This window comes from Arthrobacter sp. Z4-13 (genome assembly GCF_054792705.1).
Genome location: NZ_CP096459.1, coordinates 1,238,132 through 1,251,921, shown reverse-complemented (window position 1 = coordinate 1,251,921; position 13,790 = coordinate 1,238,132). Strand labels below are relative to the sequence as shown.

General features: G+C 65.4%; 11 protein-coding genes and 2 riboswitches. Of the genes, 2 read left to right on the top strand and 9 right to left on the bottom strand.

Annotated features, from left to right (window positions below; all coding sequences use genetic code 11):
* Positions 1-40: 40 nt before the first annotated feature.
* From M1E07_RS07525 to M1E07_RS07510, 4 genes are all read right to left on the bottom strand, one after another.
* Positions 41-1,159 (bottom strand): zinc-dependent alcohol dehydrogenase family protein, encoded by a 1,119-nt coding sequence (locus M1E07_RS07525; RefSeq protein ID WP_461189629.1) that lies wholly within the window; start codon positions 1,157-1,159, stop codon positions 41-43.
* A 107-nt stretch (positions 1,160-1,266) separates the two neighbouring features.
* On the bottom strand, positions 1,267-2,649 hold the full coding sequence (locus M1E07_RS07520; RefSeq protein WP_461189628.1) for an MFS transporter: 1,383 nt from the start codon (positions 2,647-2,649) through the stop codon (positions 1,267-1,269).
* A gap of 181 nt (positions 2,650-2,830) precedes the next feature.
* Positions 2,831-3,946, bottom strand: a complete 1,116-nt coding sequence (gene metX, locus M1E07_RS07515; protein WP_461189627.1) for a homoserine O-acetyltransferase MetX — start codon at positions 3,944-3,946, stop codon at positions 2,831-2,833.
* A gap of 12 nt (positions 3,947-3,958) precedes the next feature.
* Positions 3,959-4,074: riboswitch (SAM riboswitch) on the bottom strand.
* Between the two features lie 89 nt (positions 4,075-4,163).
* The gene (locus M1E07_RS07510; RefSeq protein ID WP_461189626.1) at positions 4,164-5,489 is read right to left on the bottom strand and encodes a bifunctional o-acetylhomoserine/o-acetylserine sulfhydrylase; all 1,326 of its coding nucleotides are present in this window, start codon (positions 5,487-5,489) and stop codon (positions 4,164-4,166) included.
* A 43-nt stretch (positions 5,490-5,532) separates the two neighbouring features.
* Positions 5,533-5,648, bottom strand: a riboswitch (SAM riboswitch).
* Positions 5,649-5,813: 165 nt separating this feature from the next.
* Here M1E07_RS07510 and M1E07_RS07505 point away from each other — a divergent pair.
* Both M1E07_RS07505 and M1E07_RS07500 read left to right on the top strand, forming a co-directional pair.
* Complete coding sequence (locus M1E07_RS07505) at positions 5,814-6,452, top strand: VOC family protein (RefSeq protein WP_461189625.1); 639 nt, start codon at positions 5,814-5,816, stop codon at positions 6,450-6,452.
* A 276-nt stretch (positions 6,453-6,728) separates the two neighbouring features.
* The gene (locus tag M1E07_RS07500; RefSeq protein ID WP_461189624.1) at positions 6,729-8,345 is read left to right on the top strand and encodes an HNH endonuclease signature motif containing protein; all 1,617 of its coding nucleotides are present in this window, start codon (positions 6,729-6,731) and stop codon (positions 8,343-8,345) included.
* A gap of 111 nt (positions 8,346-8,456) precedes the next feature.
* Here the strand turns inward: M1E07_RS07500 and M1E07_RS07495 are convergent, their stop codons facing one another.
* The 5 genes from M1E07_RS07495 to M1E07_RS07475 all read right to left on the bottom strand — a co-directional run bounded on the left by M1E07_RS07495 (position 8,457) and on the right by M1E07_RS07475 (position 13,783).
* On the bottom strand, positions 8,457-9,236 hold the full coding sequence (locus M1E07_RS07495; protein WP_461189623.1) for a CPBP family intramembrane glutamic endopeptidase: 780 nt from the start codon (positions 9,234-9,236) through the stop codon (positions 8,457-8,459).
* Positions 9,237-9,315: 79 nt separating this feature from the next.
* Positions 9,316-10,104: a DeoR/GlpR family DNA-binding transcription regulator gene (locus M1E07_RS07490; protein ID WP_461189622.1), complete on the bottom strand. Its 789-nt coding sequence runs from the start codon at positions 10,102-10,104 to the stop codon at positions 9,316-9,318.
* A 97-nt stretch (positions 10,105-10,201) separates the two neighbouring features.
* The gene (gene hutI / locus M1E07_RS07485) at positions 10,202-11,413 is read right to left on the bottom strand and encodes an imidazolonepropionase (protein ID WP_461189621.1); all 1,212 of its coding nucleotides are present in this window, start codon (positions 11,411-11,413) and stop codon (positions 10,202-10,204) included.
* Between the two features lie 11 nt (positions 11,414-11,424).
* Positions 11,425-12,546 (bottom strand): NAD(P)/FAD-dependent oxidoreductase, encoded by a 1,122-nt coding sequence (locus M1E07_RS07480; RefSeq protein ID WP_461189620.1) that lies wholly within the window; start codon positions 12,544-12,546, stop codon positions 11,425-11,427.
* Between the two features lie 40 nt (positions 12,547-12,586).
* Positions 12,587-13,783 (bottom strand): glycine C-acetyltransferase, encoded by a 1,197-nt coding sequence (locus tag M1E07_RS07475; protein WP_461189619.1) that lies wholly within the window; start codon positions 13,781-13,783, stop codon positions 12,587-12,589.
* Positions 13,784-13,790 lie beyond the last annotated feature (7 nt).

Genomic DNA, 13,790 nt, shown 5'->3' with positions numbered 1-13,790 from the left:
GCCTTCAAACCTGCGGGTCCGCTTCAAACCTGCGGGTCATTCAGGCCTGGAAGAGCCGCCTCACCACGTGCCCGGCGGCGAGCGCGTCGAGGCCTTCGTTGATTTCCTCCAGCGGCCGGGTGTCGGTGTGCAGCAGCTCAACGGGAAGCCTCCCTTCCCGCCAATACCCGAGGTACAACGGAATGTCCCGGACTGGAACGGCGTCGCCCATGTACGAGCCCAGCAGCCGCTTGCCCGCCCCGGCGAACTGAAGCGCGGGCACTGTCAATTCTGCGGTTGGGTGCGGCAGCCCTACCGAGACAACGGCACCGCCGCGGGTCACATGCTCGAGGCATGCGGCAATGACCCGCGCTGACCCCACAGCTTCGATGGCGATGTCCACGCCGTCACCGGCAGCCTCGGCAACCAGACGCGACGCCTCTTCCGGGGTCCCCACGGCAGTTGCCCCGCACTTTTGGGCGAGCACATGCTTGCCCGCATTGGGATCGATGGCGATCACGGATGAGGCGCCGGCGAGTGCCGCGGCCATAACGGCCGAGAGTCCCACGGCACCTAGTCCGAAAACAGCCACGGACTGGCCGGGCTGGACAGCGGCCGTGTTGAACACTGCTCCCATCCCGGTAAGCACGGCACAACCGAACATTGCCGCGACGGTGTCCGGGACGTCGTCGTCGATAATCACCACTGATTCCCGGGCCACCACGGCGTAATCGGCGAACGCCGAGACCCCCAGATGGTGGTTGATCCGCTCCCCCGCAGCCGTCCTCAGCAGGGCCTCGCCGTGCAGAAGGTCCCCTGACCCGTTGACTTCGGCCGCACGGTGGCAGAGCGCGGGGCGGCCCGCCTGGCACGCGCGGCAGGCACCACAACTGGGGACGAAGACGAGGACCACATGGTCCCCGGGGGAAACATCCTTGACGCCTTCACCCACCGCGGCGACCCGTCCTACGGCCTCATGTCCCAGCGCCATGGGAAGGGGCCTGACGCGGGAGCCGTCCACCACGGACAGGTCCGAGTGGCACAGGCTTGAGTAGGTGATGGCGATGCCCACCTCCCCGGCGCGGGGTTCCGGCCGGTCAAGCTGCTCGACCCGAAGGGGATGTGCTTCGGTGTAGCTGGTTCCGGGCGGGACCATGGAGTAAAGGACGGCTGCTTTCATGGGACATCCTGACTTCGTCGAAGGTGCTGACGCCCGACTGCCCGGGCCTGCGTGGTCGCGGGTCTCCGGGCAGCCGGTGTGCTGTGTGGTTACTTTGCTGCGGGCGCCTATTTCTTGCCGGCCGCGAGCAGCTCGGCGGTGCCCTTGGCGTCGGCTGCGTCCACGTCGTGGAGGGAGATTCCGCGGGTCTCCTTGAGGAAAAACACGGAGATTGCGGTAACGATGCAGGCTCCGAGCAAGTACAGCGCCACCGGCGTGGAGGACTTGAAGTTGCTCAGGAGTGCAGTGGCGATGATCGGTGCCAGCGAACCGGCGACGATGGAGGTCACCTGGTAGCCCAGGGAAACGCCGGAGTAGCGCATGCGGGTGGGGAACATCTCGGCCATGATGGACGGCTGTCCGGCGTACATCAGCGCGTGGAACAGCAGGCCGATGGTGATGGCGGCCAGGATGATGATGTCGTTGGCGGTATCCATCATGGGGAAGGCGAAGAAGCCCCATGTTCCGCCGAGGATGGCGCCCGCCATATAGACCGGCCGGCGGCCGAACGCGTCCGACATCTTGCCGACGAGCGGGACAGCGCAGAAGTGGATGAAGTGTGCCACGAGCAGAAGCAGGAGGATGCGGGAGGTGTCGGTCTGGACAACGACCTTCAGGTAAGTGATCGAGAACGTCACAACGAGGTAGTAGAGGATGTTCTCGGCAAAGCGCAGGCCCATGGCGGTGAAGACGCCGCGGGGGTAGCGGCGGAAGACTTCGGCGACGCCGTAGCCCTTCTTTTCGACGGTGACTTCCTTGCGGGCCTCAATGAAGATCGGGGCGTCCTGGACCTTGGTGCGGATGTAGTAGCCAACGATCACGATCACGGCGGACAGCCAGAAGGCGACGCGCCAGCCCCAGCCGAGGAATGCTTCCTGGGAGAGCGTGGACGACAGGGTAAACAGCACGCCGGTGGCCAAAAGGTTACCCATCGGAACGGCGGACTGGGGCCAGCTGGACCAGAATCCGCGGGACTTGTTCGGGCTGTGCTCGGCAACGAGCAGCACGGCGCCGCCCCATTCACCGCCGACGGCGAAGCCCTGGACGAAGCGCAGGAATACCAGGAGGGCCGGAGCCCAGTAGCCGATCTGGGCGAAGGTGGGCAGGCATCCCATGAGGAAGGTGGAGACGCCCACCAGGACGATGCTCAGCTGCAGCAACTGCTTGCGGCCGAACTTGTCACCGAAGTGGCCAAAGACTATGCCGCCGATCGGGCGGGCCACGAAGCCTACGGCGTATGTGACGAAGGCGGCGATGATGCCATCCAGTTCGGTCCCTGAGTTGGGGAAGAACATCTTGCCGAACACCAGGGTGGCGGCGGAGGCGTAGAGGAAAAACTCATACCACTCAACGACGGTGCCGGCCATGGAGGCCGTGACGACTTTCCTTAGGCCTGAGGCCTTGACATCGGTTTCCTCTGGCCGCTGTGCGGCGGAGCGTTCCGTACTCATTAGTGAACTCCTTCGGCGTCGTCTTCGACACCACTGGGACAGGCTATGGCGGGTGCGTGTGTTTTTGGTCACGAACCGCCGGGTCCCAACGAGTATGGTCTGCCCGGACGCGCAGCTCAACGCCGAATCATGCAGAGCGCATCTGCGTTTATGCACAATGCGTGGCACGTGGGTGTGGTGTTTACTCCGAGAGGTGCTCCCGCAGCTGGTTTCCCAGCTGGCCGATCTCGGTAAGGAAGCCATCGTGCCCGATCGGTGCTTCGATGAGGTGGACGTCTACCTCCCCGGGGAGAGCCAGGGCCAGCTCCCGCGACTGAGACGGAAAGTAGAGCCGGTCTGAGTTAACAGCGGCAACAAAAAAGCGCGCACTGGAACTGGATAGTGTCTGAACGAGGGAGCCGCGTCCCCGGCAGATGTCGTGGCTCATGAGCGCCTCGGTGATGGCGATATAGCTGTTGGCATCGAACCGGTGGACCAGCTTGGTGCCTTGGTGGTCCAGGTAGCTTTCCACCTGGTAGCGACCGCGGGCTCCGAGCTGTTCGCCCTGGAGCGGAGATTCGGGGGCCTGCGGCGCGCGGCCAAAGCGTCCGTCCAGTTCCATCGGGGAGCGGTACGTGATGTGGGCGATACGCCGGGCAAGGGCCAGACCCTCCTCCGGCGATGGACCGCCGTAGTAGTCACCGCCGTTGAAGTTGGCGTCCTGCCGGATGGCGAGCGTCTGTGCCTGCGCGAAGGCAATTTGCTCTGCGGTACTCGCGGCTCCCACGGAAATTACGGCGCAGCGCTGCACCCGTTCCGGAAACGTGACCGCCCATTCGAGCGCGCGGGCCCCGCCCATGGATCCGCCCAGCACGGCGAACCAGCTTCCGATCCCGAGCTGATCGGCCAGCCGGGCCTCGGCCATGGTGCTGTCCCGCAGGGTTACCAACGGAAAACGCGAGCCCCAAGGCTTTCCGTCCGGAGCGGTCGACGACGGCCCGGTTGACCCGTAGCAGCCGCCCACAATGTTGATGGAGACCACGAAGAAACGAGTGGTATCCACCGGCGCGCCGGGCCCCGCGAGTTGTTCCCACCAGCCGGGCTCCTCCGTGTCGCCCCGGGTCACGTGCGTGCTGCCCGTGAGCGCGTGCTCGATCAGGACGGCGTTGCTGCCGTCCTCGTTGAGCGTGCCCCAGGTTTCGTAGGCCAAGGTGACGCCCGGCAGGTACCCGCCGGCCTCCAAATGTAGTCCTCCGATGGAGGCATAGCGGACGATCCCGTGTTCGGGGACGGTTGTACGGGCGACGGTAACCGTCATGGCAAGACCTCTTCTACGCGCTTGCCCGCCGTCGTTTGACCGGCAGGCCAGGTCTTCACCCGGGGCACCCCACCGCGGAAGGAGGGTTGCCGGCCAGCAAGCCGGGGCTGTCACTGGCACTCATGACCTGCATCGAGTGTACGAAACAGCCCCTGCCTGCCGCCAAGAGTGTGAACGGTTGTGACATCCCGGCTTGCCACCGGCTTGTGCCCGTGGATCAGGCGCCGCTGGCGCCCTTGGCCGCCCTGAAACCCGCTTCAAGGTCCGCGAGGATGTCATCGATGTGCTCGATGCCCACCGACAGCCGCACCAGTCCGGGTGTCACGCCGGCAACTTCCTGCTGCTCCGGCGAGAGCTGGCTGTGGGTGGTCGACGCCGGATGGATCACCAGGGAACGGACGTCGCCGATGTTCGCGACGTGGGAGTGCAGCTCCAGGGCGTCCACGAAACGCTTGCCGGCCTCCGCGCCGCCGGCGAGGTTGAACGACACGATGGCGCCGGTACCCTTGGGCCCGTACTTGCGGCCCCGCTCGTACCAGGGGCTGGAGGGCAGCCCCGCATAGGCGACGGACTCGACGTCGTCACGCGCTTCCAGCCACTGCGCCACTTCCAGGGCGTTGGCGACGTGCCGCTCCACCCGCAGGCTCAGCGTCTCCAGTCCTTGGGCGATGAGGAAGGCGTTGAAGGGCGATACTGCCGAGCCAAGGTCGCGCAGCAGCTGCACCCGGGCCTTGAGGATGTAGGAAAGGTTGGCACCCAGGGCTCCATCGGCACCGAGGTCGCGGGCGTACACCAGGCCGTTGTAGGTAGGGTCCGGGGTGTTGAAGCCGGGGAACTTTGCGGGATCCTTGCCAAAGTCGAACTTTCCCGAATCGACGATCACGCCGGCGATCGCGGAGCCATGGCCGCCCAGATACTTGGTGGCCGAATGCACCACAATGTCCGCTCCCCATTCCAGCGGCCGGATCAGGTACGGGGTGGACAGGGTGTTGTCAACGATCAGGGGAACGCCGGCGTCGTGCGCCACCTGGGACACGCCTTCGATGTCCAGGACGTCCTGCCGCGGATTGGAGACCACCTCGCCAAAGAAGAGCTTGGTGTTGGGCTGCACTGCGGCGCGCCACTGCTCCAGGTTGTCCGGGTCCGCCACAAACGTGACGGAAATCCCGAACTTCTTCAGCGTGTGGGCGAAGAGGTTGTAGGTGCCGCCGTAGAGGCTGGGGCTGGCCACGATGTGGTCCCCTGCCTCGGCAATGTTCAGGACGGCGAAGGTCTCAGCGGCCTGGCCGGAGCTGAGCAGCAGGGCTCCCAGACCGCCCTCCAGGCTGGCGATCCGCTGCTCCACCGCCTCCTGGGTAGGGTTGCCGATCCTGGTGTAGATGGGCGCCAGCTCGGCCAGGGCAAAGCGGTTGGCGGCGCTTTCAGCGCTGGGGAACACAAAGGATGTGGTTTGGTAAATGGGAAGTGCACGGGCGCCCGTGGCGCCGTCCGGCTCTTGACCTGCGTGGATCTGGCGGGTTTCGAAAGACCATCCGTTGGACAACTAAGGCTCCTTTGACATGGGCCCGGCATGCTGGGAGCACTGCGGGCCGCGCTTGCCATCCGGCCGTTGCCGGACAGCCAGGTCCTCACCCGGGGCACCCCACCGCGGATGGAGGGTTGCCGGCCAGCGAGCCGGGGCTTGGCGCTGGCACTCATGACCTGAGCTCAGTGTAGGAACGTGCACGCGGTGCTGGACAGGATTATGACGAAGATAGTCCTCATGACGGCCCTGCACGGACCCTGGTTTTTATGCCGATTCGACACGGAAATCCTAGTAAGGCTTGCCTTAGCTGAGAGCCCGATCACAAAGTGCCAAGATGTTGCCATGCGCATGGATCACGTCTCTTACGCCTGTGAACACGATGGCCTGGCTGCCACCACCGAACGTATCTCCTCTGCCCTCGGCGTTGAGGCAGTGAAGGGCGGGGTACACCCGCGGTTCGGAACCCGGAATATGATCATCCCGCTTGCGGGACACAAGTACCTCGAAGTGGTGGAGGTGCTGGACCACCCCGCCTCTGACAAGGCTCCCTTCGGGCAGGCAGTGCGTGCACGGTCTGCAGCCGGCGGCGGCTGGATGGGCTGGTGCGTCGAGGTTGACGACCTGGTCCCCTTCGAAGAGCGGCTCGGACGCTCCTCGGTCAACGGGAACCGCAAGTTTCCTGATGGCCGGGAACTGGTCTGGAAGCAGATTGGCATCTTGGGTCTGATTGCCGACCCGCAGGTTCCGTACATGCTCAAGTGGGAGGGCGACCCATCCCTGCACCCGTCCCACGCCTACGACAGCAACGTCAAGATGAGCTGCCTGACCATTGCCGGGTCCGCTGCACGCGTCACCGAATGGCTGGGTGAGCCGGTGGAGAAGCCGCTCGAAGACGTAGCCGTGGAGTGGGTGGCACCGCACGGGACCCCCGGGATCCTTTCGGTGACGTTCGAGACCTCCAACGGAGCTGTCACGATCTGATTCTCCCCATGTAGATCGGGTGGCTCTGCCCAGGGCTTTGCCTCTTGGGCAGGCGCTGCAGCTGTGCTCCAAAACTTCGGCCGCCATCAGCAGGTGACAACGGCGTCACCCGCTGATGGCGGCCGAATCCATTTCGTGCCGGAACCCGGTAGGACAGCACCTGGAATCCCTGCGGTTGAGCCCATCGAAACCCGGTAGTAGATCCATAGGCATTCACGCCCCGCTCGCTGATGGGAGACTTACCGGAATGTCAGACCCCTTCACGATGATGGAGGTATGAAGACGAACCCGGCGGTGGTGCAGGCGGAGGTGGGAGTTGATGCTGCTGTCGCTGCGTTCAGGGTTGCGCTGGCTGGCGGACTGGGTGAGGATCCGTTGCAGCGGGTTGCTGATGCGGCTTTGGATGTCCTGGCCGGCGTGGCACGGTCAGAAGCGAAGCTGGCGGCGGTGAAGGCACAGGCCGTGGCGGTCCTGGCTGAATCTATGAAGGCGCTGAATCCTCCGCCCGGGTCGCCGCAGGAGGCCGCCGCGCAGGACCGGAGCCTGGTGGCCGAGGTCGGGTGTGCCCTGGCGATCGGTGACCGGGCCGCCGGTACCCTGCTCGCCGAGGCTCACGCCCTGACCAGTTCCCTGCCCCGGACGCTCGCGGCCCTGCAGTCAGGGACGATCTCGTGGGCGCACGCCCGGACCATGATCGAGCAGACCGCGTGTCTTGATCCCGCTGGTGCGGCGGCGCTGGAGGCGCACTTCCTGGACCCGGCGGCGCCGAACCCCGCCCGCGGCTGCCCGGTCGGGGAAATGCCGGCCTACCGGTTCAAAGCCAAAGCCCGGGGCTGGCGGGAACGCCATCACCCGGAGAGCCTGGAGAAACGCCACGCGAAAAGTGTCGCGGACCGTCGGGTGGAGTACTGGCCGGACAGTGACGGGATGGCGTGGGTCGCCGCCCACCTGCCAGCGGACCGGGCGTCGGCGATCCGGAACCGGCTCACCGCTCTTGCCAGGGGCATGCAGGGCCCGGACGAGCCCCGCACCCTGACCCAACTGGTAGCCGATAGTTTCTCTTCAGGGCTTCTCGGCAGCGATAACCCTGCCAGCAGCGGCGAGGGTGCAGGAACGGATCCCGGCCCATCTTCGTCGATCCGGGCGCAGGTGTTGGTCACCGTGCCGGTGTTCTCCCTGATGGGCCTGACCGACGAACCCGCGGTACTGGACGGGCACGGCCCGATCCCGGCCTCCGTGGCGCGCAAACTCGTTGCCGACGGCGCCGATTCGTTCCACCGGGTGCTGGTCGATCCTCGCGACGGGGCACCGCTGGAGATCGGCCGCTCCAGCTACCGGGTCAGCAAGGCCATGCGGAACTGGCTGCGGATGCGGGACGGCAAATGCCCCTTCCCCGGCTGCAACAACACCTCCCTCGACAACGAAGCCGACCACATCCTCGCCTGGCACCACGGCGGCACCACCGGAATATCAAACCTCGGCCAACCCTGCCGCAAACACCACAAACTGCGGCACACCAGCGGCTGGAAACCAACACCGGCCACCATGAACGAACCACCCGGATGGATCTCACCCACCGGCCGGCACTACAAAAGCGAACACCAGGACTGGGAACCACCCCACTCGCCGAGTTGGATTGCAAAGGTATGGAATGCATCCGCAGAGACGGGCCCACAGCCTTCGGACCTGTACATTCCCGAATACTTCAACACGCCCGAGTACTTTGAAATGCCCAAGTTCTTTGACGTGCCCGAAGACGTTGAGGTGCCGGAAGACGATGACTTACCGGATTTCGACTTGCCCGAAGACCCTGGCCCTTCTGAAGACGAACTGCCCAAGGACCCATTTCCGGACTGGCACCTCTGGCTAAGCGGGTCCCTCTCAGTGCACTAGGACTGACGGATAGGCAACAGCTCCGGGACGCAACAGGATCACCCACCGGTTCCGCTGCCGGCGCACTACCGTGCCCGGCGCCTACCCTGTCTGGCGGTATGTTGCCGTTTCCTAGCCCAGCCCGACTGCCTTGCCAAAGAGGCTGAATCCTACGAACGCAACGATGTCCAGCAAGGCGTGGGCGATCACCAGGGGCATAACCCGGCGCGTACGGGTATACAGCCACGCGAAGACAACGCCCATCACCACGTTGCCAATGAAGGGACCGAAACCTTGGTACAGATGGTATGTGCCGCGCAGCAGCGAGCTCACCACGATGGACAGCGGAACGCTCCAGCCGAACTTCCCAAAGCGGTTCAACAGGTATCCCACCACGATGACTTCCTCCACCACGGCATGGCGCACCGCGGACAGGATCAGCACCGGCACCGTCCACCAGTAGGCGTCGAGGGCACTGGGAATGATGGCGGTGGTGATCCCGAGAGCCCTGCCGGCAGCATAGAGGCCAAGGGACGGTACGCCGATCAGCGCAGCCAGCCCCAGCCCCTGGAGCAGGTCCCGGCCCGGCCGCGCAAAGTTGAATCCAAGCTTCCGGAAAGCTGAGCCCACGTTACTGCCGTCGCCGGAGGCGGCCTGCCGCTGGTCCGTGAGGAAATAAATCACCAGCAGCACGGGCACCAGCGCGAAGATGATGTCCAGCAGCTGGTAGGTCAGGTCAAAGTACTCGCGGGTGCTCTGTGAACGGTTCAGTGTGGACGTGCCTTCTGCCAGCGGCGCCCGTGTCATCTTGTCCAGGAGCTGCACCACCGAGTACACGGCAGACTGGCCCAAGGACAGGCCCAAAACAATCCAGACTTCGAACCGCAGACGACGGCGGGAGGGAACCAGCATGTACCCATCTTGCCTGCAGTTTCTGGATCGGGCCTGATTGCCCTTCAGAAGCGCCGCGGCACCGCACCGGGTTGTCTCTTCAGCCGGCAGCCACGATCACTTCCGTGCCGTTGGCCTCGAACGCAGCCTTGTCCTTGGCCGTGATTCCCGCGTCCGTGATCAGGCGGTTGAAGTTGTAGCCGTCCATGGTGGCGAACGCGCGCACCCCTACCTTGGAGGAGTCAGCCAGCACATAGGAGACGCGGGCCCTGCTGGCGAGCAGGGCGTTCACCGAGGCTTCCCCCTCCCCCGTGTTGGTTGGTCCTACTTCGGGGTCGATGCCGTTGACGCCGATGAAGGCGATGTCCAGCACCACCTTCTGCATGATGATGTCCGTGTATGGCCCCACGAGTTCGTAGGACCGTGGATTCAGGATCCCGCCGGTAACCATGACTTTGATGTTTGGCCGGACCGCCAACTGTCCGGCGATGTTGATTGCATTGGTCACTACAGTCAGGGTGGGCTGGTTGGAAGGCGCGTTGAGGTCCTCGCGGGTGGCCAGGATTTGGGCAAGCGCGGTGCTGGTGGTCCCGCCGCAGAGGCCGATAACGGCTCCGGGAGCAATCAGGGCAGAGGCGGCCTGGGCAATCTGCTCCTTAGCCTCGGCGTGGTCGTCCCGGTTGTACCGGCCCGGCAGGTCGTAGGCGAGCGCACCGGTGGTGGCGCCGCCCCGGGTCCTGGTCAGCAGCCGGCGCTTGGCAAGGCTGTCCAAGTCGCGCCGGGCGGTGGCCGGGGAGACGTTGAGGGTGCTGACAATCTCGTCAACCTCGACCTGGCCTGTTTTGGCAAGGATGTCGAGGATGGCCGTCAGTCTGTCGGTGCGGGTCATGCAAAGGCCTCCAGCTACTTCCGCCACCAGCTTCGATGACGCTTTCTGATCATAACAGAGAGCTAATGATCATCTAACGTCAATTTGCTGGCGCCGCTTACCTGGCCCGTTTCCCTGCCCGCCATACAGCGTAAGCCAATGGCATCCCAGGCCGGTACGCAAGGTGCGTCGCGGATGGCGCGTTGAGCAGTTGGAGGTCCGCCCGGTGTCCGACCGCGATGGAACCCACCGCGCGTTCGCCGTCGGCGTCGTTTCCTGAGTCCTTTCGCAGCGCCAGTGCACCGCCGTAGGTGGCGGCCCGGACCGCTTCATGGACGCTCAGGCCCATCTGGAGCACAGCAGTAGTAACGCAAAATGCCATGGAGCTGGTGTAGGAGGTACCCGGATTGCAGTTGGAGGCGAGTGCAATCTGGACGCCGGCGTCAACCAGCGCCCGTGCGGGTGCGAGCGGCTGGCGGGTCGAGAGGTCACAGGCAGGCAGGCAGGTTGCCACGGTGCCACGCCGTCCGGTTCCGGCAGCGGCGTCCCAGCCGGTCCAGCTTCCGGCGAGGGCATCGACGTCCTTGTCCGTGAGGTAATTCACGTGGTCCACGCTCGCGGCTTCGAGTTCCACCGCGAGCTGCACCCCCGGGCCGTCGCCCAGTTGGTTTCCGTGCACGCGGAGGCCCAGGCCCGCATCCCGGCAGGCCAGCAGGACTCGGCGGGACTGTTCAGCGGTAAAGGCGCCTTCTTCGCAGAAGACGTCGGCCCACTGCACGTAGGGCCGCACGGCGGCCAGCATCGGACCGCAGACAAGGTCGGTGTAGTCGTCCGGGTCCTGCCCGGAGGGCACCAGGTGCGCTCCGAGGTACGTGACCTGGTCCGCCACGGTGGAGGCAATGCGGGCACTCCGGGCCTCATGCGCGACGTCCAGGCCGTAGCCGGTTTTCGTTTCGATGTAGGTGGTTCCCTGCGCGACAGCTTCCTCAACGCGGGACAGCGCCAGACGGGTGAGGTCGAAATCCGATGTCGCCCGGGTGGCGTCCATGGTGACGGCGATGCCTCCTGCTGAGTAGGACTCCCCGGCCATCCTCGCCTCGAACTCGGCCGTCCGGTCACCGGCGAAAAGCAGGTGCGTATGGGAATCAACCCAGCCGGGGAGCACGGCACGGCCGCCGGCGTCGACGGCGTCATCCGCGGCAGGAGCATCGGCTTCGGCGCCGATCCATGAGATTCGCTCCCCCTCAATCACCACCGCGGCGTCCCTCAGGACCCGATGTTCCAGGTCCTGCGTCATCAGCTCGGCAATATTGGTGATCAGAGTACTCATACGACCATTCTTCAGCGCCGGACGGACCAGCGCGTGGCTGCCAGCGCCTCGGCTGTCCGGGATGCCGGACACGCTTCCGCATCGGCCGCGCTGCTGACGGGGCCGCCCCCAGCGAGAATCTGACCGGCCGCGAGTTCCGCCATGGCCGACGACGTCTGGAACCCATAGCCACCTTGGCCGGCGAGCCAATAAAAGCCGGGGGCTTCGGCATCGAAACCGGCCACTGGAACGCCGTCGGCCGCTGCGGTCCGCAGTCCCGTCCAGGCCCTGCGGACCTCCGTGATGCCCAGCGTCGTCACTTGGTTCAGCCGGGCCACCAGCCGCTCAACGTCTCCGGGCCGGGGCCTGGCGTCTTCGGGCCCGCTTGGAACTGACTCAGACGGGGAGATCAGAACGTCGTCACCGTCACGGCGGAAGTAGAACGTGTTGTCCGCGGCTGCCACCATGGGGCTGTGCTCAGGCAAGGGCCGTTCGACGGCGGCAATCGCCGCAGTGCGCCGGTACGGCTGCAGCCCGAGCTTCTCTACACCGCTGATGACGGCGAGTTCGTCCGCCCAGGCGCCGGCCGCGTTGACCAGGACGCCCGCCTCGAAGGCTTCCATGCCGGCTCCGACCTGCCAGCCGGAGCCGACGCGCTGTGCAGAATGGACGCGGGCACCGGTGATGATGTCCACGCCTGCGGCGAGCGCCCGCTGGCGGTGGTCTGCCAGCAGCAGAGGGGCATCGCAGCCAAAGGAGCCGGTGTCCAGGCCTGCGGCAGTGAACGTGCCAGCGACCAGGGCCGGGCAGAGCTCCAGCGCTTCGGCCTGGGTGATCGACTGCATGGAGCCGCTGGCCTCCGTGGCGACCGCGCTCTCGCTGCCGATCAGCATAAAACTGCGTGGCGTAAGCACCGGCTCGGGCAGTTCAGCGTCGCGGGCCGCGATCAGTTCGAGCGTCCGGACCGTCAGCTCCTGCACCACCGGCGGGCCGTAGCTGGGGATGAGCTGGCGGGCGGAACGGGAGGACGTGTGGTACGCGAGCTCCTGTTCCGCCTCCACCAGCGCGACGCTGCACCTGCCCGCCAGGGCGGATGCAAGGGAAAGTCCGGCGATGCCGCCGCCAACAATCAGGACGTCGTAATGTGCTGCCATGGCACCATCCTTGCAGAGTCAGGCGCAGAAGAGGCCGCTTTCAGGCTGTCACCTCCGCACGGCTGGCGACGAAGGCACGCACGCACGTTTCGACGTCGTCCGCTGAGTGCGCGGCGGAAAGCTGCACACGGATCCTGGCCGCCCCGCGCGGCACCACAGGGAAGCTGAAGGCGGTGACGAAGACGCCGTGCTGCAGCATCCGGTCGGCCACTTTGGCGGCGAGGACGGCGTCGCCGAACATCACGGGAACAATGGCGTGCTCGCCGGGCAGGAGGTCAAAGCCTTCCTCCGTCATCCGGCGGCGGAACAGCGCGGCGTTGTCGAAGAGTGCACGCCGCAGGTCCGCAGAGTTCACCACCAGATCCAGGGCCTTGATGGTGGCGGCCACGATGGCCGGCGCCAGCGAGTTCGAGAAAAGGTAGGGGCGTGCCTTTTGCCGGAGCATGGCCACCACTTCTCCGCGGCCTGAGACGTACCCGCCGGACGCCCCGCCCAGCGCCTTGCCGAAGGTGCCAGTGTAGATGTCCACCCGGTGGGATACCCCTGCGTGTTCCGGTGTGCCGGCGCCGGTTGCGCCCATGAAGCCCACAGCGTGGGAGTCGTCCACCATTACCAGGGCGTCGTGCTTTTCGGCGAGGTCGCAGATGGCCTCCAATGGTGCCAGGTATCCGTCCATCGAGAAGACGCCGTCGGTGACGATGATCTTGCGGCGGGCACCCTTCGCCTCGTCCAGCTTTGCCTCCAGGTCCGCCATGTCCTGATTGGCGTACCGGTACCGCTGGGCTTTGCACAGGCGGATGCCGTCAATGATGGAGGCGTGGTTCAGCGCATCGGAAATAATGGCGTCGTCCGGGCCAAAGAGGGACTCGAACACCCCGCCGTTGGCGTCGAAGCAGCTGGAGAACAGGATGGTGTCCTCGGTACCAAGGAACCGGGAGACGCGGGCTTCGAGCTCCAGGTGCAGGTCCTGGGTGCCGCAGATGAACCGCACGCTGGCCATGCCGAAGCCGCGTTCGTCCATGGCTGCCTTGGCGGTGTTGATGATGTCCGGGTGGTCAGCCAGGCCCAGGTAGTTGTTGGCGCAGAAGTTCAGCACGTTGGCGCCCTGCTGGCCAATGATGCCTGCGGTGATGTGGCTTGACTGGGGCGAGTTGATGCTGCGTTCGGTCTTGAAGAGTCCCGCAGTGCGGATTTCCTCCAGCTCGGTGCTCAGCTGGTCCTTAATCGAGGTGTACATGGTGTTC